Origin of the sequence: Streptomyces sp. Act143, from assembly GCF_003143935.1 — a bacterium.
Lineage (GTDB): Bacteria > Actinomycetota > Actinomycetes > Streptomycetales > Streptomycetaceae > Streptomyces.
This window is the reverse complement of the sequence record NZ_QFRX01000001.1, coordinates 2,479,623-2,497,876: the sequence shown is the minus strand read 5'-3', so window position 1 is coordinate 2,497,876 and position 18,254 is coordinate 2,479,623. Positions and strand designations below refer to the sequence as shown.

The 18,254-nt window shown below is 71.6% G+C and carries 16 protein-coding genes and 1 pseudogene; 9 read left to right on the top strand and 8 right to left on the bottom strand.

The genetic code is table 11. From position 1 onward, the window contains the following. Positions 1-141 precede the first annotated feature (141 nt). The 5 genes and pseudogenes from DI272_RS11195 to DI272_RS11175 all read left to right on the top strand — a co-directional run bounded on the left by DI272_RS11195 (position 142) and on the right by DI272_RS11175 (position 5,419). Positions 142-1,077, top strand: a complete 936-nt coding sequence (locus DI272_RS11195; RefSeq protein ID WP_109495213.1) for a carbohydrate ABC transporter permease — start codon at positions 142-144, stop codon at positions 1,075-1,077. Continuing rightward, on the top strand, positions 1,074-1,907 hold the full coding sequence (locus DI272_RS11190; protein WP_109495212.1) for a carbohydrate ABC transporter permease: 834 nt from the start codon (positions 1,074-1,076) through the stop codon (positions 1,905-1,907). The genes DI272_RS11195 and DI272_RS11190 overlap by 4 nt, the downstream gene beginning before the upstream one ends. Beyond that, positions 1,907-3,187 carry an ABC transporter substrate-binding protein gene (locus DI272_RS11185; protein WP_109495211.1) on the top strand — a complete coding sequence of 427 codons (1,281 nt, stop codon included), beginning with the start codon at positions 1,907-1,909 and terminating at the stop codon, positions 3,185-3,187. Before DI272_RS11190 ends, DI272_RS11185 begins: the two co-directional genes overlap by 1 nt. A gap of 121 nt (positions 3,188-3,308) precedes the next feature. Further along, positions 3,309-4,557 (top strand): annotated as a pseudogene (gene mgt / locus DI272_RS11180) (macrolide-inactivating glycosyltransferase). A 16-nt stretch (positions 4,558-4,573) separates the two neighbouring features. Further along, on the top strand, positions 4,574-5,419 hold the full coding sequence (locus DI272_RS11175; RefSeq protein ID WP_109495209.1) for a methyltransferase domain-containing protein: 846 nt from the start codon (positions 4,574-4,576) through the stop codon (positions 5,417-5,419). A 117-nt stretch (positions 5,420-5,536) separates the two neighbouring features. Here DI272_RS11175 and DI272_RS11170 read toward each other — a convergent pair whose 3' ends face one another. Further along, the gene (locus DI272_RS11170) at positions 5,537-7,771 is read right to left on the bottom strand and encodes an MMPL family transporter (protein WP_109495208.1); all 2,235 of its coding nucleotides are present in this window, start codon (positions 7,769-7,771) and stop codon (positions 5,537-5,539) included. Positions 7,772-8,011: 240 nt separating this feature from the next. Between DI272_RS11170 and DI272_RS11165 the strand changes: the two genes are divergently transcribed. Next, entirely contained in the window at positions 8,012-8,563 is a 552-nt protein-coding gene (locus tag DI272_RS11165) for a DUF1697 domain-containing protein (protein ID WP_109495207.1), read from the top strand. Here the strand turns inward: DI272_RS11165 and DI272_RS11160 are convergent. Beyond that, the gene (locus DI272_RS11160; RefSeq protein ID WP_109495206.1) at positions 8,532-9,392 is read right to left on the bottom strand and encodes a transglutaminase-like domain-containing protein; all 861 of its coding nucleotides are present in this window, start codon (positions 9,390-9,392) and stop codon (positions 8,532-8,534) included. The two genes, DI272_RS11165 and DI272_RS11160, sit on opposite strands and share 32 nt — an antisense overlap. Positions 9,393-9,448: 56 nt before the next feature. On the opposite strand from DI272_RS11160, the gene DI272_RS11155 reads away from it, so the two are divergent. Continuing rightward, positions 9,449-10,471 (top strand): ketopantoate reductase family protein, encoded by a 1,023-nt coding sequence (locus DI272_RS11155; RefSeq protein WP_109495205.1) that lies wholly within the window; start codon positions 9,449-9,451, stop codon positions 10,469-10,471. Positions 10,472-10,513: 42 nt separating this feature from the next. Further along, on the top strand, positions 10,514-11,131 hold the full coding sequence (locus DI272_RS11150) for a DsbA family protein (RefSeq protein WP_109495204.1): 618 nt from the start codon (positions 10,514-10,516) through the stop codon (positions 11,129-11,131). Here the strand turns inward: DI272_RS11150 and DI272_RS11145 are convergent. Further along, positions 11,128-12,405, bottom strand: a complete 1,278-nt coding sequence (locus DI272_RS11145; RefSeq protein WP_109495203.1) for an MFS transporter — start codon at positions 12,403-12,405, stop codon at positions 11,128-11,130. The two genes, DI272_RS11150 and DI272_RS11145, sit on opposite strands and share 4 nt — an antisense overlap. Positions 12,406-12,461: 56 nt before the next feature. On the opposite strand from DI272_RS11145, the gene DI272_RS11140 reads away from it, so the two are divergent. After that, positions 12,462-13,445 (top strand): helix-turn-helix domain-containing protein, encoded by a 984-nt coding sequence (locus DI272_RS11140; RefSeq protein WP_219933845.1) that lies wholly within the window; start codon positions 12,462-12,464, stop codon positions 13,443-13,445. A gap of 65 nt (positions 13,446-13,510) precedes the next feature. On the opposite strand, the gene DI272_RS11135 is transcribed toward DI272_RS11140, so the two are convergent. From DI272_RS11135 to DI272_RS11110, 5 genes are all read right to left on the bottom strand, one after another. Further along, on the bottom strand, positions 13,511-14,251 hold the full coding sequence (locus DI272_RS11135) for a sirohydrochlorin chelatase (RefSeq protein WP_181387157.1): 741 nt from the start codon (positions 14,249-14,251) through the stop codon (positions 13,511-13,513). Between the two features lie 9 nt (positions 14,252-14,260). Then, the gene (locus DI272_RS11130) at positions 14,261-15,139 is read right to left on the bottom strand and encodes an ABC transporter permease (RefSeq protein ID WP_109495202.1); all 879 of its coding nucleotides are present in this window, start codon (positions 15,137-15,139) and stop codon (positions 14,261-14,263) included. After that, positions 15,126-15,911 (bottom strand): ABC transporter ATP-binding protein, encoded by a 786-nt coding sequence (locus tag DI272_RS11125; RefSeq protein ID WP_109495201.1) that lies wholly within the window; start codon positions 15,909-15,911, stop codon positions 15,126-15,128. The genes DI272_RS11130 and DI272_RS11125 overlap by 14 nt, the downstream gene beginning before the upstream one ends. A gap of 34 nt (positions 15,912-15,945) precedes the next feature. Continuing rightward, a complete protein-coding gene (locus DI272_RS11120) occupies positions 15,946-17,049 on the bottom strand; it encodes an aliphatic sulfonate ABC transporter substrate-binding protein (protein WP_109495200.1) in 1,104 nt (367 codons plus the stop codon). Positions 17,050-17,269: 220 nt separating this feature from the next. Then, positions 17,270-18,254, bottom strand: a 985-nt coding sequence (locus tag DI272_RS11110; protein WP_109500786.1) for a sulfate adenylyltransferase subunit 1, incomplete at its 5' end; no start/stop codon positions are given.

Below are 18,254 nucleotides of genomic sequence, written 5' to 3'. Positions count from 1 at the left end.
GTTCCCGCCATCCGGCGCCCAGTCTCGCATTCGTACAGGTCGGACGGTGTGCGCGGTGCCTTGACGGCGCATGCCCCCTTCACGACCATGACGGAGGCCTGCTGGCCCCGGAGTCCCTAGCCGCGCTAAGGAGCCGATCACGTGACATCGCTGACCGCGACGGAGCGGTCGACGCAGGGCGCGAGACCTGCCGACGGAGGACGGCGACCGGTGGACCGCGGCGCCTGGTTCCTGGTGCTGCCCGCGCTGATCCCGATCCTCGTGCTGAGCGTCGGACCGCTGCTCTACGGCATCCTGCTGGCGTTCACCGACTCCCAGTCAGGGCGTACCCGGTCCACGCAGTGGATCGGCGGCCTCAACTTCCAGGACCTGCTGCACGACACGCTGTTCTGGGAGTCGTTCCGCATCGGTCTGGTGTGGGCCGTCGGGGTGACCGTGCCGCAGTTCCTGCTGGCGCTGGGCCTCGCGCTGCTGCTCAACGAGGAGCTGCGGCTGCGCTGGCTGGCCCGCGCGCTGGCCATCGTCCCGTGGGCCATGCCCGAGGTGGTCGTCGGCGTGATGTGGCGGCTCGTCTACAACCCGGACGCCGGCGTCCTCAACGAGACGCTGCGCGACCTCGGCCTCGGCGACGGCCGGGACTGGCTCGCGGGCCTGTCCACCGCCCTGCCCGCCGTCATCGTCGTCGGCGTCTGGGCCGGCCTGCCGCAGACGACGGTCGCCCTGCTCGCCGGGCTCCAGAACACCCCGCGCGAACTGCACGAGGCGGCGGCGATGGACGGAGCGGGCGCCTGGCGCCGGTTCCGCACGGTCACCTGGCCCGCCCTCCGGCCGGTCGCCCTCGCGATCACCGCGCTCAACTTCATCTGGAACTTCAACTCGTTCGCCTTGGTCTACGTCCTGACCAGCGGCGGACCCGGCGGACGCACCCGCCTGCCGATGCTCTTCGCCTACGAAGAGGCTTTCCGCTACGGCCAGTTCGGCTACGCGGCGGCCATGGGATGCGTGATGGTCGCCGTGGTCTCGGTGCTGCTCGCCGTCTTCCTGGCGGGCCGGCTGAGGGGAGGTGAGGGGGCATGAGGACCAGCGTCACGGGCCGCGTCGGGCAGTACGCCGCGCTGCTCGCGTATCTCGTCTTCCTCGCCTTCCCGTTCCTCTGGCTGATCTCCATCGCCTTCAAGTCGCCGCGGGAACTGGGCAGTCTGCATCCCACCTGGATTCCGCGGGACCCCACCCTCGACAACTTCCGGCAGGCCTTCGACGAACAGCCCCTGCTGCGCGCCGCGGGCAACTCCCTGCTCGCCGCGCTCGGCGCGGCGCTGATCGCCGTACTGATCGCCACGCCGCTGGCCTATGTGATGGCGCGGCGCCGCACCCTGCTCGCCCGGGCGGCGACCGGGTGGGTGGTGGTCAGTCAGGCGTTCCCGCTGGTGCTGGTGATCATTCCGCTGTTCCTGGTGCTGAAGAACCTGCGGCTGATCAACTCGCTGTTCGGGCTGGTGCTGGTGTACGTGGTGTGGGCGCTGCCGTTCGCGCTGTGGATGCTGGTCGGCTATGTGCGGGCGGTGCCGGAGGAACTGGAGGAGGCGGCGGCCGTCGACGGGGCGGGGCGGCTGCGCACCCTCACCTCGGTCACCGCACCGCTGCTGGCGCCGGGGATCGTGGCGACGGCACTGTTCGCGTTCATCACCGCGTGGAACGAGTTCTTCTTCGCGCTGGTCCTGCTGAAGACGCCGGAGAAGCAGACCCTGCCGGTCGTCCTCACCCACTTCATCGGCGCGGAGGGCGTCGCCGACCTGGGCCCGCTGGCCGCCGCCGCGTTACTCGCGACACTGCCCTCCCTCGTCGTGTTCGCCCTCATCCAGCGGCGGATCACGAGCGGGATGCTCGCCGGGGCGGTGAAGAGCTGATGCGGACGAAATGGCTCATCGGGCTGGTGCTGGCCCTGCTGCTCACGGGCTGCACCGGCGGCGACAGCGGGAAGAGCGACGGCACCGTCACCCTCCGCTTCCAGTCCCTGGCCTGGCAGGGGGAGTCCGTCGCGGCGAACAAGGAGCTGGTGAAGGAGTGGAACGCCACCCATCCTGACGTCAAGGTCGAGTATGTCCAGGGCAGTTGGGACAGTGTCCACGACCAGCTGCTCACCTCCTTCGAGGGCGGCGAGGCGCCCGACATCATTCACGACGCCTCCGACGACCTCGCGGACTTCGCCTACGGCGGCTATCTCGCCGACCTGACCGATCTGCTGCCCGCCCGGCTCACGTCGGACATCCCGCGGCGCAGTTGGCGGACGGCGACCTTCGGGGACGGGATCTACGGCGTGCCGTTCCTCCAGGAGCCGCGGGTGCTCGTCGCCAACGCGAAGTGGCTGAAGGAGTCCGGGGTGCGTGTCCCGACGCCCGACAGGCCCTGGAGCTGGACCGAGTTCCGGCAGATCACCAAGGAGCTGAGCGGTGCCGGGAAGTACGGCGTGGCCTGGCCGCTCAAGGAACCCGTCTCGGCCACGCTCAACCTGTCCCTGTCGGCGGGCGGACAGCTCTTCCACCGCGGCGCCGACGGCAAGGTGACCATCCGCTTCGAGAACGGCGACGCGATCGTGCCGCGCACGATCCACGACCAGGCGAACACCGACCGCAGCGCCTCGCCCACCACCCTCGGCAGCGGCGGCTCCGACATCCTGCCCGGCTTCTTCGGCGGCAAGTACGCGATGGTCCCGCTCGGCTTCTCCTACCGTCAGCAGATCGCGCAGCAGGCACCGAAGGGCTTCGAGTGGCAGGTGCTGCCCGCCCCGGCCGGCGCCGACGGGCTCAGTCAGGGCGTCAGCCCGCAGACGCTGTCCGTCGCCGAGGACAGCCCGCACAAGAAGGAGGCCGTCGAGTTCGTCGACTTCCTGCTCCGGCCGAAGAACATGGTGCGCCTCGCGCTCGGCGACTGGATGCTGCCCACCGGCACGGCGGCCCTGAAGGACCCGGCCCTGCACACCGCGGAGAACGGCTGGGCCACCGGCACGGCCCTCGCCGCCCACCTGCGCTCGGCACCCGCCCAGTCCGTACGGGGCTACCCGGAGTGGAAGGACAAGGTCGCGACCCCGGCGTTCCAGGAGTACTACAGCGGCGCGATCGGCCTCGGAGAACTGCGCGAACGCCTGGAGAAGGACGGCAATCTGGTCCTCGCCCGCTACCAGCGCTGACGCAATTCGGCTGTCGATCACCAGCCTTCGGCTGCCCGCCCCCACCTCTCACAGCAGGGCTTCTCCGGGGGCGGCGGGAGCCTGTACGCCTCGTTGCTCGAGGCACGCCGATCTTAATGAGTTGTACGAGACGAATCGTCTCGTCTAGCCTCGATGGTATGACCACTCCCGCACACATCGCCATGTTCTCCGTCGCCGCCCACGGCCACGTGAACCCGAGCCTGGAAGTCATCCGCGAGCTCGTCGCACGCGGCCACCGGGTGACGTACGCGATCCCGCCGGTGTTCGCGGACAAGGTCGCCGCCACCGGCGCCGAGCCCAAACCGTGGCACTCCACCCTGCCCGGACCCGGCGCCGACCCGGAGGCATGGGGGAGCACCCTGCTCGACAACGTCGAACCCTTCCTCGCCGACGCGATCCAGGCACTGCCGCAGCTGATCGAGGCGTACGACGGGGACGAGCCGGACCTCGTCCTGCACGACATCACCTCCTACCCCGCCCGCGTGCTCGCCCACCGCTGGGGCGTGCCCGCGATCTCGCTCTCGCCGAACCTCGTCGCCTGGGAGGGCTACGAGGAGGAGGTCGCCGAGCCGATGTGGGCCGAGCCGAAGAAGACCGCGCGGGGGCAGGCGTACTACGCCCGCTTCCAGGGCTGGCTGGAGGAGAACGGGATCACCCTGCACCCCGACCCGTTCGCCGGCCGGCCCGACCGGTCCATCGTCCTGATCCCCAGGGCCCTGCAACCCCACGCCGACCGCGTCGACGAGCGCGTGTACTCCTTCGTGGGCGCCTGCCAGGGCGACCGCGGCGCCGAGGGGGAGTGGCGGCGGCCCGCCGGCGCGGACAAGGTCGTGCTCGTGTCGCTCGGGTCGGCCTTCACCAAGCAGCCCGGCTTCTACCGGGAGTGCGTGCAGGCCTTCGGTGATCTGCCCGGCTGGCATCTGGTGCTCCAGATCGGCGCGAGCGTGGACCCGGCCGAGCTGGGGGACATTCCCGCGAACGTCGAAGTGTCCTCGTGGGTCCCGCAGTTGGCGGTGCTGCGGCAGGCCGACCTGTTCGTCACCCACGCCGGCGCGGGCGGCAGCCAGGAGGGCCTCGCGACCGGCACGCCGATGATCGCCGTGCCGCAGGCCGTGGACCAGTTCGGCAACGCGGACATGCTCCAGGCGCTGGGCGTGGCCCGCCGCCTCGACACGGCGGACGCCACCGCGGCGGCGCTGCGCGCCACGGCCACGGCCCTCGTGGACGATCCGGAAGTCGCCGCGCGGCTGAAGGACATCCAGGCCGAGATGGCCCGGGAAGGCGGCACGCAGCGGGCGGCCGACCTCATCGAGGCCGAACTGCCCGCTCGCCCGGCGACGCGGCCGTAGCGTGCCCGCCAGGACCGTGCCGCTCCCCGCCGCCCTCGCCACCGCCCTCGACCTCCTGCGCTGTCCGAGGTGCCGCACCGGCCGTCTGCACCCCGACCGCAGTGCACTGCGCTGCCCGACGGGCCACAGCTTCGACATCGCCCGCCACGGCTACGCCGCCCTGCTGACCGGCACCCGCGCCACCAGCGGCGACGACGCGGCCATGGTCCGGGCCCGGGCCCGGTTCCTGGCCACCGGCGCCTACGCGCCCGTCCGCCGCGCCGGGGCCCGGCTGGCGGCCGACGCCGTGTCCGGGCCGGCCACGGTGGTGGACGTGGGATGCGGCACGGGGTACCACCTGGCCGGCGTCCTCGACCGGCTGCCCGGCGCCCGCGGTCTGGGCCTGGACACCTCGGTGCGTGCGCTGCGCTCGGCGGCCCGCGCCCACGACCGGGCCGCCGCGGCGGCCTGGGACGTCTTCCGTCCCCTCCCGCTGGCCGACGGGGTGGCCGATGTCGTGCTGGACGTGTTCGCCCCGCGCAATCCGGCGGAGTTCCACCGGGTGCTGCGCCCGACCGGCCGCCTGATCGTGGTCCGGCCCACCGGGCGGCACCTGGCCGAGCTGCGCGGCCGGTGGCCTTCGACGGTCACGGTCGACCCGGCCAAGGAACAGCGCCTGCACCGGGCGCTGTCCCCGTTCTTCGAGGCCGCCGTCACCGAAACGGTGGAATACGCCGCGCCCTTGACCGGGCCGGAGGTCCTGGACCTGGTGGCGATGACGCCGAGCGCGCGCCACCTGGACCGTGCGGACCTGGACGCCGCCGGCTCCCTGCCCGACCGGGTCACCGTCTCCGTGCTGGCCACCGCCTACCGGCCCCGGTGACCGCGCAACGCACAGGGCCCGTTGGCTCCCCGGTGACCAACGGGCCCTGCGTCGTGCCTCGGGTGTCACCCCCGGACAGTCGCTGCGGGTGTCACACTCGGGCAGTCCCTGCGGGTGTCACACCCGGACCGGCTCCTCCACCTCGTGGGCGACGACCTCCGCCGCCTCGTCGTGCGTGAGGTCCGGCAGCCGGTCCAGCCACTTCGGCAGGTACCAGTTGCGCTCGCCGAGCAGCGCCATGACCGCCGGGAGCAGCACGCCCCGGATGATCGTCGCGTCGACCAGCACCGCCGTCGCCAGGCCCACGCCCATCTGCTTCATGGACTGCATCGACAGCGTCCCGAAGATCGCGAAGACGGCGACCATGATGACCGCGGCGCTGGTGACGACCCCGGCCGTGGTGACCACACCGTGCTGGATCGCGTCCTTCGTCGTACGGCCCTTCAGGCGGGCCTCACGGATGCGCGAGACCACGAACACGTGGTAGTCCATCGACAGGCCGAACAGGATCACGAAGAGGAACAGCGGCAGCCAGGAGATGATCGCGCCGACGCCCTCCGCGCCCACCAGGGACGCGCCCCAGCCGTGCTGGAAGACCGCGACGAGGATGCCGTACGCCGCACCCACCGACAGCAGGTTCAGCACGATCGAGGTGATCGCGATCGTCAGGGAGCGGAAGGACAGCAGCATCAGCAGGAAGGCGAAGACCACGACGAAGGCGAAGACCGGGACGACCGCTCCGGTCAGCTGGTCGTTGAAGTCCTTCGAACCGGCGACCTGACCGCTGATCGGTGCCTGGAGGCCGTCCACCTTGCCGAGCGTGGCGGGCCGTACCTCGTCCCGCAGCTTCTCCAGGCTCGCGCCCGCCTTGTCGAGGTCGGAGCCACCGACCAGCGGGACGTACACGAAGGCGAGGTTCTGCTTCTGGTGCAGCTTGATCTCCACCGGGCCGCGCGAGGCACCCGAGGCGACCGCCTGCTCCTTGAAGTCGGCCAGCGCGTTCTGCACGTCCGCGGAGTTGATGTTGTCCGCCTTGACGATGACCTCGGCCGGCTCGGAGCCGCCCGGGAAGGCCGCGTTGACCCGGTCGTAGGTCTGCACGATGGGCAGCGAGTCGCCGAACTCCTGGTCCAGCGTGAGGTTCTGGGTCTTCATGCCGAGCGCGGGCGCCGCGATCGCGAGCAGCGCGCCGGCCGCCACGACGACGGAGACCATCGGCCGCCTCAGCACCCCGCGCAGGACGGCTGTCCACAGCCGGCTCTCGCCGTTGCCGTTGCGCTTGCGGCGCCGCAGGAACGGGATACGGCCCTTCTCGACCCGCTCGCCCAGCAGGGACAGCAGCGCGGGCAGCACGGTGATGGAGCCGACCATGGCGACCGCCACGACGATCAGCGAGGCCAGACCCATCGCCTCGAAGTCCGCGATGCCGGTGAAGAGCATGCCCGCCATCGCCACGCAGACCGTGACACCGGAGACGATGATCGCGCGGCCACTGGTGGCGGCGGCGATCCGCAGCGCGGTCTGGGCGTCCCGGCCGGCGGCGCGCTCCTCGCGTTCCCGGCGCAGATAGAACAGGCAGTAGTCGACGCCGACGGCCAGACCGACCAGCAGCATCACGGAGTTGGCGACGTCACCCATCGGCATGACATGGCTGATGACGCCCATCAGGCCCATCGTCGCCATGATCGCGGTGAGCGCCAGCGCCACCGGCAGCAGCGCCGCGACCAGCGCGCCGAACGCGATCAGCAGGATGCCGAGGGCGACGGGCACGGCGGAGTACTCGGCCTTCTGGAAGTCGTCGCCGAACGCGTCGTCGAACGTCTTCTGCATGCTGGCGCTGCCGATCTCCTCGATCCGCACGTCGCCATGGTCCTTCTGGACCTTCGCCACCGCGTCCAGCACCGGCTCCACCCGCTCGCCGGCCGTCTCCGCGTCGCCCTTCATGTCGAACTGCACGAGCGCGCTGCGGCCGTCCTTGGAGACGGTGTTCGTGTCGTAGGGCGAGGTGACGTCGGTGACCTTGCCGGTCGCGTCGACCGCCTGCACGACCGCGGCGACCGCGGCGCGGAACTCGGCGTCCGTCGCCTTCAGCCCGCCGTCCTTCGCCTGTACCAGGACCGTCTCACCGGCGGGCTCCTCGATGCCGGCGTCCTTGACGATCCGCGCGGCGGTGTGCGTCTCGCCCTTCAGACCCTCGCTCTCGTCGACGTCGACCCGGCCCGCCGCCGAACCGAGTCCCATGGCCAGGACCACGAACAGCACCCAGATGCCGACCGCGGCCCAGCGGTGCCGGGCGCTCCAGCCGCCGGCCCGGGCCGCCAGGCCCCGCACCCTTGTTTCTCCGTTCCCCATGACGGGCTTGCCCCCTCGACCGCGGTCGCGGCCCCCTGCCGCCACCTTTCGCTTCGAAGGTATGGGCCGGATAAGGCCATCACGTCGTGCTGCCCGGTGAAGTGCGAGGACGCGACTCCTCCCCTCGGCTGGTCGCCGTCTCCCCACTGGGGAGGAGGGTGACCCTTACATCTAACGGCGGTGCGACGCGGTGCGACGCGGCACGGCGGCGATGTCAGACCCCCGCTCTAGGGTGAGCGGATGACGACGACGTATGCGGCGCTGCTGCGCGGGATCAATGTGGGCGGCGCCAAGAAGGTCCCGATGGCCGAACTGCGCACCCTGATGGAGGGCCTCGGACACTCAGGGGTGCGCACCTACCTCCAGAGCGGCCAGGCCGTCTTCACCGCCGCCCACGGCGACGAGGAATCCCTCGCGGCCGAACTCACCGCCGCCGTCGAGAAGCACTTCGGCTTCTCCGTCGACGTCATCGTCCGTGACCACGCCTACCTCGCCGCGATCGCCGACGGCTGCCCGTTCCCGGCGGCCGAACTGGAGGCCAAGCAGCTCCACGTCACCTACTTCTCCGCCCCCGTCGACGCGGATCGCTTCGCCACCATCGACGGACAGGCCTTCCTCCCCGAGGAGTTCCGCCTCGGCGACCGCGCCCTGTACCTGTACGCCCCGGACGGTCTGGGCCGCTCCAAGCTGGCCGAACAGCTCGCCAGGCCACGCGTGAACAAGGGCCTGATCGCCACGAGCCGCAACTGGAACACCGTGGTCAAGCTGGTGGAGATGACCGCCGCAGAGTGACCTGCCGTACCCCGGTGCAGGTGGTGTACGAGGTGATCGCGTCCGGCACCGCCACCGGCCCGCCGTCGCGTGCCGCCGCGTCCGTGAACGCGAGGTCCTCGGCGGTGAGTTGCGCGTCCTCCAGGATCTGGCGGGGACCCCAGCCGTCCCAGGGGAGCGGTTCGACCCCGGAGAGCGAGGCCAGGTCCTGGAGGAGCCGCGCGCGGACCAGCCACAGCCCCCGGAGCCCGTCGACCGAGTGGAAACCGCACCGCGCGGGGTCGATCCGCCCCTCCCGGCAGCCCCGCCAGACCTCCGCCGCCACCAGGAAGCGGTCCCGCGGCACGTCCAGCGGGTCGAACGGCACGTCGTACGACGGGTGCAGCACCTGCGGGTCCACCAGGCGCCAACTCCCGTCCGGCAGGCGGTACTCGGTGACCCAGTGGTCCTCGAGGAAGCCTTCGACGAAGTAGGCCGCGAAGCCGCCGCGGATGCGGGCGGGCGTCCCTGTGGCGCGCAGCAGTGAGCAGAGCAGCAGGGAGAAGTCGCGGCACGTGCCGACGAACCGTTCATGAGGGGCCCGTTCCTCAGTGAGCGGCGCGTCCCGGCGCTCACGCAGCAGGCGCAGGATCTCGGTGGCGTACCGCGACTCGGCGTCCTCGTGCAGCCGTTCGCGCGGGATGGCGTGATCGAAACGGGGGCCTTCCAGCCGGTGGATGATCAACCCGCGTACCAGGGAAGCCAGTTGGCCGACGTCCGTGGGAAGCATGCTGACGTCGAGGTCGCCCGGGTCACTGAAGACCGTCTGTTTCAGGTAGTCGTCCGTGCGGGGAAGCCTGTGGTCGTCCATGCGGGCAACCCTGATCCTTCACCCAGGGGCAAGGTCAACTGTGCGAGGCTCGCTCCATGCGCTACATCATCATCGGGGCAGGGGCGGTAGGCGGCGTCATCGGCGGGCGGCTCGCGGAGTCCGGGCGCGAGGTCGTGCTCGTGGCGCGGGGCGCGCACGGCACGTCGCTGCGGGAGAACGGGCTGCGGCTCCGGGTGCCCGACGGTGACTTCGTCCACCGGCTGCCCGTCGTCGACGGACCGGCCGAACTCGGCGCACTGCGCGCCGACGACGTGCTCGTCCTCGCCGTGAAGACCCAGGACAGCGTGGCCGCGTTGCACGCCTGGGGCCCGGCCCCGGTGGCCGGCGGGGGCACGGCGGCCGAGCGGCTGCCGCTGGTCTGCGCACAGAACGGCGTGGAGAGCCGGCGGCTGGCCCTGCGGACGTTCCGGACGGTGTACGGCGTGTGCGTGTGGCTGCCCTGCACGCTCGTCGAACCCGGAGTCGTCAGCGCGGCCGGCACCCCGCTCACCGGCGTCCTCCACCTCGGCCGCTGTCCCCACGGCACCGACGAGACCGTCCGTCGCATCGCCGCCGACCTGGAGAAGTCCCACTTCGAGGCGCCGGTCGTCCCCGATGTGACGCGCTGGCAGTACGCCAAGCTGCTCGCCAACCTCGGCAACGCGCTGGAGGCCGTGAGCGGCCCCGTCTCCGGGGCGGACGCGGAACGCCTCGCCGCGCGCGTCCGTGCCGAGGGCGTGGCCGTGCTGGACGCCGCCGGTATCGCCTACGTCGGCGCCGAGGAGCAACGGGCGGCCCGCGGTGACAAGGTCACCCTCGTCCCGCTCGACGGCGTCCCGCGCGGCGGCGGCTCCTCCTGGCAGTCCCTGCACCGCGGCACCGGCACCATCGAGGCCGACTACCTCAACGGCGAGATCGCGCTGCTGGGGCGTCTGCACGGCGTCCCGACCCCGCTCAACGACCTGCTCCAGCGGCTCGCCAACGCCTTCGCACGGGAGCGCCGGGCGCCGGGGTCGATGCCGGTGGGGGAGCTGGTACGGCTGGCGGAAGAAGAAATGGACCACTCAAACAGTGCTTGATTGGCCCAATGCACTGGGCCAATCAGCCACTACGGTCGACGCATGACCAACACGGAACCCACCCGCGTCGACTTCTGGTTCGACCCCGCCTGCCCCTTCGCCTGGATCACCTCCCGCTGGCTGCTGGAGGTCGAGCGGGAGCGCCCCCTCGACCTCCGCTTCCACGCGATGAGCCTCTACCTGCACAACATCGGCAACGAACTCCCCGACTGGTACCGGGAGCTGGTCGACAAGTCGATCGGCCCGGTGCGTGTCGCCGTGGCCGCCGCGGAGCGGCACGGGGAGAAGGTGCTCCGCGACCTCTACACGGCCTTCGGCACCCGTATCCACGAACAGAAGCAGGAGGACTTCGACGCCGTCGTCGCCGAGTCCCTCGCCGAGCTCGGGCTCGCGGCGGACCTCGCCGCCGCCGCGCACGACCCCGCGTACGACGAGGCCGTCCGCCGCAGCCACGAGACCGGCATCGAGCCCGACTCCGGCGGCTATGTGGGCACGCCCACCGTCCACGTCGACGGAACGGTGTGGTTCGGGCCGGTACTGCGGGCGATTCCGCGGGGTGCGCGGGCCGCCCAACTCTTCGACAGTTTCCGGGTACTGGCAACGGAGCCGGACTTCTTCGAACTCAAGCGCACCCGCACCGGCGGCCTCGCCTTCGACTAGCCCTGGTCGCCCCGCCACTCCCCGTTCCGCAGCGCCCACCGCACCGCCGGGCCGACCGCGAGGCCCGCCAGTGCGAACAGGACGCCGAGTGCCGCCCAGCCCGCCGTGCCGTGCTGGACCGCGGTGACCGTGACCAGGGCGGGGCCCGCCATCATGCCCGCCGACATGCCCGCGCCGAACACGCCCTGGTAGACACCGTGGGCGCGGGCGTCGGCCAGCTCGTAGCCGAGGGTCCAGCCGCCCGCCGCCGACAGCACCTCGGCGAGGACCTGCACGACCGCGCCGACCGTCAGCGCCAGCACCGCCCACACCGGCGACAGGCCCGCCGACACCGCGTACACCGCGCACGCCGCCGCGAGCAGCAGCCCCGACCAGCCCATCGCCTGCACCGCGCTGGGGACTTGGGAGGCGCTGCGGGCCACCCGCACCTGGAGCAGCGCCACCAGCACACAGTTGAGGATCATCAGCAGGGCCGCCGTCCAGCGCGGCGCCTCGGTCCGCTCCACGATCCACAGCGGCAGCCCGACCTCCGCCAGCGTGTACTGCACGACGAGGACCGCGTTCAGCACGGTGACCGCGAGGAACGGCAGGTCGCGCACCGCACGCCAGCGGTCGGCCGCCGGGGCGTCGGCCGCCGGAGCCGTCCGCTCCAGGGCGTGCGGGGCCAGCGGCAGCCGGGGGAGCAGCAGCGCGGGCCCCGCGAAGGACACCGCGTTGATCAGAATGACCGTCACATAGGCGCCTCGCGTGTCGAGTTGGAGGGCGATCGCCCCGAACGCCCCGCCCACGCCCATGAACACGTTCGTCACCATCCGCAGATACGCCCGCGCCTCCACCCGGGTCGCGGCCGGCAGCACATCGGCGTAGATCGCGCCCTGCACGCCCCGGCTCGCCATCTGCAGACCGGTGGCACAGACCACCGCGACGAGGAAGCCGGCGTAGGAGTGCACGAAGACGTACGCGGCCGTCGCCACGCCCGTCCCGGCCCACAGCAGCGCACCGACCCGCCGGGCGCCCCACCGGTCCGCGGCCCGCCCGGCCGGCACCCCGGCCGCCACACCGACCAGCCCCGCGCCCGTCATGCCGAGGCCCACCGAGGTCGCGTCGAGGCCGACGATGCGGGTGAAGTACAGGACGCCGAGCGGGAAGTAGAGGCCGTTGCCGAGGGAGTTCGCGGCGGTCAGAAGGGCGGCGCGGCGCAGGGTGGGGTCGGTGGGGAGCCGGGAGGGGCGTAGCTCGGGGTCGGCGGGCGCGGAGACGGGTGTCGTGGTCATGCGGACATCTCACCCGGCGGCGGCAGCGCGCCGACAATGATTTAGCGTGAGGCTCAATGATTGAGTTCCGCTTCGCCGTCGACGACCTCGCCACCACCTCCTTCGCCTACTCCCCGCTCCAGGAGGCGGTGTTCTCGCTGCGCTGTCTGCACGACCCGGCCCGCTACCCCCACCACCGGCCGTGGCTGCGCCGCATCCGCCCGCGCCTGGCCGCCCTCGACCATGAGCTGCTCAGCGCGCTCACCACCCCCTGGCTGTGGGTGCCGGACTGTCTCACCCCGCGCCCCGAGCGCGCCCGCCCGGTCTTCGCCGACGAACTCGACCGGCTCCGCGCCACCCCGCCGGACCTCCTCGACGCCGACTTCCGCGCCGCCTACCGCACCGAGAGCGCGCTGCCGCCGGTCGTCGCCCGCGGACTGGCCGAGCCGGGCCGCTTCCTCGACCGGATCACGGCCGCCCTCGACGCCTACTGGCACGCCTGTCTGGCCCCCGACTGGTGGCCCCGCGTGCAGAGCATCATGGAGGCCGACCTCGCCCACCAGGCCCGGGTCCTCGCCGAGCAGGGCGCCGGGGCGCTGTTCGCGGGACTCGACCGGCGGCTCAGCTGGGTCGACGGCCAACTCCGGCTGTCCACCGACGACTTCATGATCCAGGCGCCCTGGACGGACATGAGCATCGCCGGCCGGGGGCTGGTGCTGCTGCCGTCGTTGTTCGCCCGCGGCGCCCAGCCGCTCATCGACCCCACCCGGCCGCCCACGATCATCTATCCGGCCCGCGGCAGCGCCACCCTCTCCGCGGAACCGCCCCCGGTCACCGACGCCGCCCTGGTCCGCCTCCTCGGCCGTCCCCGCGCCCGCCTGCTGCTGCTCCTCGCGGAGCCGGCCTCGACCACCGAACTGGCCCACCGCCTCGACGTCACCCCGGGCGCGGTCAGCCAGCACCTGACGGTGCTCTACGACGCGGGGCTGCTCAGCCGGACACGGAACGGCAGGGTCGTACGGTACGCGCGCACAACCCTCGGAGACGAGCTCTGCCGCTAGGACCTGCGGTGAAAGTCCCGCCCGCCCCGCCCTTCGGGCGACGACGCGACCGCCAAACACGGGCCCTAGGCACCCAGCGCGGCCGGCACCGGCCTGCGCGCCGCCTCGTACCGGTCCACCAGCAGCCGCGCCACCTCCGGCGCCGCCCCCAGCACGTCCGCCAGGACGTCCGCGTCCGCCGCGCCCCGCGCGATGCGGTCCGGCAGGAAGCCGGGGGCCAGGACGTACGGCGCCACGGCCACCCGGGAGCAGCCCAGCGCCCGCAGCTCCCGTACCGCGTCCTCGGTACGGGGCAAGGCGGCGGAGGCGAACGCAGGCCGCACGGCGCACCAACCGGTGTGCCGCCACTCCCGCGCGATTTCTGCGATCACTGCGATCGCCTCCGGGTCGGTGGACCCCGCCGAGGCCAGCACGACCCCGGTCGAGGACTTGTCGGCGGGCGTCAACCCGGCCTCGTACAACCGGCGTTCCAGCGCGGACAGCAGCAGCGGCGACGGGCCGAGCACCTCGGCCTGGCGGATGCGCAACCGCGACGGCGCGTCCCTGAGCACCGCCGGGATGTCCGCCTTCGCGTGGAACGCGCGGGTCAGGAGAAGGGGCAGGGCCACGACCTCACGGACGCCCTCCGCCGCCAGCGACTCCAACACCCCTTGCACGGACGGGATGTTGAAGTCCAGGAAACCCGTCTCCACCCGCACGTCCGGGCGCAGCGAGCGCACCCGGCGGACAAGGGCGTGCACCGTCGCGGCGTGCCGCGGGTCGCGGCTGCCGTGGGCGATGACGAGAAGAACGGGCTTTCCCAGCACAGGACTTACCTACCCTTTCACCAGCAGGCCGCGGCTGCGCAGCACCCACCGCTCCAGCGGACTGAAGATCAGCAGGTCGATCGCGATGCCGACGAACAGGATGAGCAGGATCGCCTCGAACACCAGCGCCATGTCGCTCGCGGTGCGGGCGTTCTCCAGCAACTGGCCGAGGCCCACACCGAGGTCGGGGAACTGGGCGATGATCTCCGCGGCCATCAGCGAACGCCAGGAGAACGCCCAGCCCTGCTTCATGCCCGCCACATAGCCGGGCAGGGCGGCGGGCAGGGTGACGTGCCAGGTGCCCTTCAGGCCGGTCGCGCCCATCGTGCGGCCCGCCCGCAGGAACAGCGGCGGGATCTGGTCGACGCCGGACACCAGGCCGTTGGCGATGGAGGGGACCGCGCCGAGCAGGATCACCGCGTACATCATCGAGTTGTTCAGGCCCAGCCAGATCACGGCCGGCGGCACCCACGCCACCGACGGCAGCGACTGCAGGCCGGACAGGATCGGACCGATCGCCGCGCGCACGAACTTCACCCGCGCCACCAGCAGCCCCAGCGGGGTGCCGATGGCCAGCGCCATCAGGAAGCCGAGCAGACCGCGCGAGACGGAGGTCCAGATGTAACCGAGCAGCTCGCCCTGGAGCCAGGCGTCCTTGAACGCGCTGCCCACGGCCGACGGGGAGGGCAGCTTGGCGGGGTTGTCGACGATCGGGTAGAGCAGCGCCCAGGCCGCCAGCACCACGGCGATCGCGACGATCGGCGGGAAGATCTTGTTGACGAAGGTCTGCCGCAGGGTCGGGCGGCCGGTGGCCGTGGTCTCCAGCGCGTCGAGGCCGGCCTCGACGCTCCCGGCGTCCTGGACCGGTGTCGTGTCAGTGCTGGCCATGGCGGCGGATCTCCCCACGCAGTACATCGGTGATCTCAAGGGACAGTTCGGCGACCGGCGCGTCCTCGATGCGGCGCGGCTGCGGGATGTCGACCGTCCACTCGCGCGCGATCCGGCCCGGACGGGAGGACAGCAGGATCACCCGCTGCGCGAGCCGTACCGCCTCGCGCACGTTGTGCGTGACGAACAGGACGGACAGCCCGGTCTCCTGCCAGATGCGGGTGAGCTCGTCGTGCAGCACATCGCGGGTGATGGCGTCGAGGGCCGAGAACGGCTCGTCCATCAGCAGCAGGTTGCTCTCCTGGGCGAGCGCCCGGGCCAGTGCCGCGCGTTGCCGCATGCCGCCCGACAGTTCGTGGACGCGCTTGCCGTGCGCGCCCTTCAGCCGGACCAGTTCGAGCAGCTCCTCGGCCCGGTCGCGCCGCTCCGGCTTGGGAACTCCCCTCAGCTTCAGGGCGAGTTCGATGTTCTTGCCCGCGGTCAGCCACGGGAAGAGGGCGTGCTCCTGGAACATCAGCGCCGGCCGGCCGTCGGTGGTGATGGAGCCCGCGCTCGGCCTGTCCAGCCCCGCCACCAGGTTCAGCAGCGTGGACTTGCCGCAGCCCGAGGCCCCCAGGAGGGTGACGAACTCGCCCGGAGCGACATCGAGGCTGATGTCGTCCAGGACGAGCTGCTGCCCGGCGGGCGTCGCGAAGGACTTCGAGACGTGCTCGATCCGTGCCGCGTGGTCGACCGCCTCGTCGGCCTTGGCGAGCGTCGTGGTCGTGGCCATGGTCGTCACCTCCTGGGACTCGTCGGGATAGGGGTCAGCTGGTGCCGAGGCCGGCGGCGTCGACCGTGCTCTCACCGTCGGCTTCGAGGACCTTGTTGAGGAGCGTGAGGTCGTAGATCCCCTTCAGGTCCGGCTGTTCCAGCAGCCCGGCCTTGACCGCGTGCTCCGCCTCGGTGCCGAGGGTGGCGGCCAGCGGGTCGTCGGTGAACTGGATCGACTTCCACGCCGGGTCCAGGACCTCGGCCGGGAGCTCCTTGCCGGAGTCGATGCCGAGCTGCTTGTTCGCCGCGGCCTTCGCCTCGTCCGGGTTGGCGTTGATCCACTTGTTGGCCTCGACGGAGGCCCTCAGGACCGCCTCGACGGCCTTCGGGTGGTCCTTGAGGAAGCCCTGCCGGACGATGATGTTCGTGATCACGAACTTCTTGTCGGGCCACAGGGACGCCTCGTCGAGGAGCACCTTGCCGCCCTCGGCGACCAGCTTCGACGCGGTCGGCTCCGGCACCCACGCGCCGTCGACGGAACCGGACTTGTAGGCGTCCGGGGTGATCTTGTTGTCGGTGCGGACGACGGTGACGTCGCCCTTGCCGCTCTGCGCGTCGACCTTCCAGCCCTGCTCCGCGATCCAGTTGAGGAACGCCACGTCCTGGGTGTTGCCGAGCTGCGGGGTGGCGATCTTCTTGCCCTTGACGTCCTTCAAGGACTTGATCTTGTCCGGGTCGACGACGAGCTTCACGCCGCCGGACGCCGAACCCCCGATGATCTTCAGGTTCTTGCCGCCGGACTTGGTGTAGCCGTTGATCGCCGGGGACGGGCCGATCCAGCCGATGTCGATCGAGCCGGAGTTGAGCGCCTCGATCTCGGAGGGTCCGGCGTTGAAGGTCGCGTACTTCGCCTCGGTCGCGCCGAGTTCCTTCTGGAAGAGGCCCTGCTCACGCGCGACGAGCGCGGTGCCGTGCGTGAGGTTGCCGAAGTAGCCGATCCGGACGGAGTCGAGTCCGTCGACCTTCTTCGCCCCGGCGGCGACCTTGACGGTGTCGTCGTCCTTGGCCTGGGAGCCGTAGCCGCACGCGGCGAGGGTCAGCAACGGGAGCGCGGCCAAAACCGCGAAGGTGCGGCGAAGTGCAGCTGGAGCAGGCACGGGAGGTGTTCCTCTCGGAGGCCCGGCGGTCACGGTCTCAGGTCGTGGCCGGGAGGTCGGCAGGTCTGCGTCTACGGCGGTGGGGGGTGCGGGCGCGCATGCGGTGCGCGTACGTCAGCGCACACATCGCGCGACTCCGCCCTGCCCGCTGCCGAGCGCACCGCTGCCCACGCGGCCGCCCTCCTTCGCGAACGTGGAGAAGTAGTCGGAGGCATTCATGTCAGAAGTCCCACCCGTCGTCCTCGGCCTCGTCCTTGACGGGCTCGGGGGACGCGAAGGACTCGCCGACCATGCCCGCGGTGAGCGTGGTGCCGTCGCTGGGGTCGATCAGGATGAACGAGCCCGTGCGCCGGGAGTCGGCGTAGGAGTCCACCGGCAGCGGCTCCGCGGTGCGGATCTTCACGCGGCCGATGTCGTTGGCGACGAGCTGTCCCGGGTGCGGGTGCAGGGACAGGTCGTCGAGCGTGAGACGGGACGGGATGTCCTTGACGATCGCCTTCACCGTGCGGGTGCCGTGCTTGAGCAGCACGCGGTGGCCGACGGTCAGCGGGGCGTCGGCGACATGGCACACGGTCGCCTCGATGTCCTGCGTGGTCGGCGGCGCGTCCTTGCTGGGCACGATCAGGTCGCCGCGCGAGATGTCGATGTCGTCCTCCAGCAGGAGGGTCACCGACTGGGTCGTCCAGGCGACGTCGACCGGCTCGCCGAGCAGGTCGATGGCGGCGATCTTCGTGGAGCGGCCCGACGGCAGCACGGTGATCTGCTCGCCGACGCGGAAGGAACCGGCGGCGATCTGACCGGCGTACCCGCGGTAGTCCGGGTGCTCGGCGGTCTGCGGACGGATCACGTACTGCACGGGCAGGCGCGCGTGGCAGTGGCTCAGGTCGTGGATGACCGGGACCGTCTCCAGGTGCTCCAGGACGGTCGGGCCGCCGTACCAGTCCATGTTCGCGGACGGCTCCACCACGTTGTCACCGGCGAGCGCCGAGATCGGGATCGCGGTGACCTCGGGGACGCCCAGCTCGGTCGCGTACGCCGTGAACTCCTCGGCGATCGCGGCGAACACGGACTCCTGGTAGCCGACGAGGTCCATCTTGTTGACGGCGAGGACGACGTGCGGGACGCGCAGCAGGGCCGCGAGCGCCGCGTGCCGACGGGTCTGTTCGACGACACCGTTGCGGGCGTCGATGAGGATCACCGTCAGT

Excerpts from the sequence above, each read along its gene's own strand:
- DI272_RS11140 (WP_219933845.1), top strand. The coding sequence starts at position 12,462 with ATGATTGAGTTCCGCTTCGCCGTCGACGACCTCGCCACCACCTCCTTC.
- DI272_RS11190 (WP_109495212.1), top strand. The coding sequence starts at position 1,074 with ATGAGGACCAGCGTCACGGGCCGCGTCGGGCAGTACGCCGCGCTGCTC.
- DI272_RS11170 (WP_109495208.1), bottom strand. The coding sequence starts at position 7,771 with ATGGGGAACGGAGAAACAAGGGTGCGGGGCCTGGCGGCCCGGGCCGGC.
- DI272_RS11165 (WP_109495207.1), top strand. The coding sequence starts at position 8,012 with ATGACGACGACGTATGCGGCGCTGCTGCGCGGGATCAATGTGGGCGGC.
- DI272_RS11155 (WP_109495205.1), top strand. The coding sequence starts at position 9,449 with ATGCGCTACATCATCATCGGGGCAGGGGCGGTAGGCGGCGTCATCGGC.
- DI272_RS11125 (WP_109495201.1), bottom strand. The coding sequence starts at position 15,911 with ATGGCCACGACCACGACGCTCGCCAAGGCCGACGAGGCGGTCGACCAC.
- DI272_RS11150 (WP_109495204.1), top strand. The coding sequence starts at position 10,514 with ATGACCAACACGGAACCCACCCGCGTCGACTTCTGGTTCGACCCCGCC.
- DI272_RS11185 (WP_109495211.1), top strand. The coding sequence starts at position 1,907 with ATGCGGACGAAATGGCTCATCGGGCTGGTGCTGGCCCTGCTGCTCACG.
- DI272_RS11130 (WP_109495202.1), bottom strand. The coding sequence starts at position 15,139 with ATGGCCAGCACTGACACGACACCGGTCCAGGACGCCGGGAGCGTCGAG.
- DI272_RS11160 (WP_109495206.1), bottom strand. The coding sequence starts at position 9,392 with ATGGACGACCACAGGCTTCCCCGCACGGACGACTACCTGAAACAGACG.
- DI272_RS11145 (WP_109495203.1), bottom strand. The coding sequence starts at position 12,405 with ATGACCACGACACCCGTCTCCGCGCCCGCCGACCCCGAGCTACGCCCC.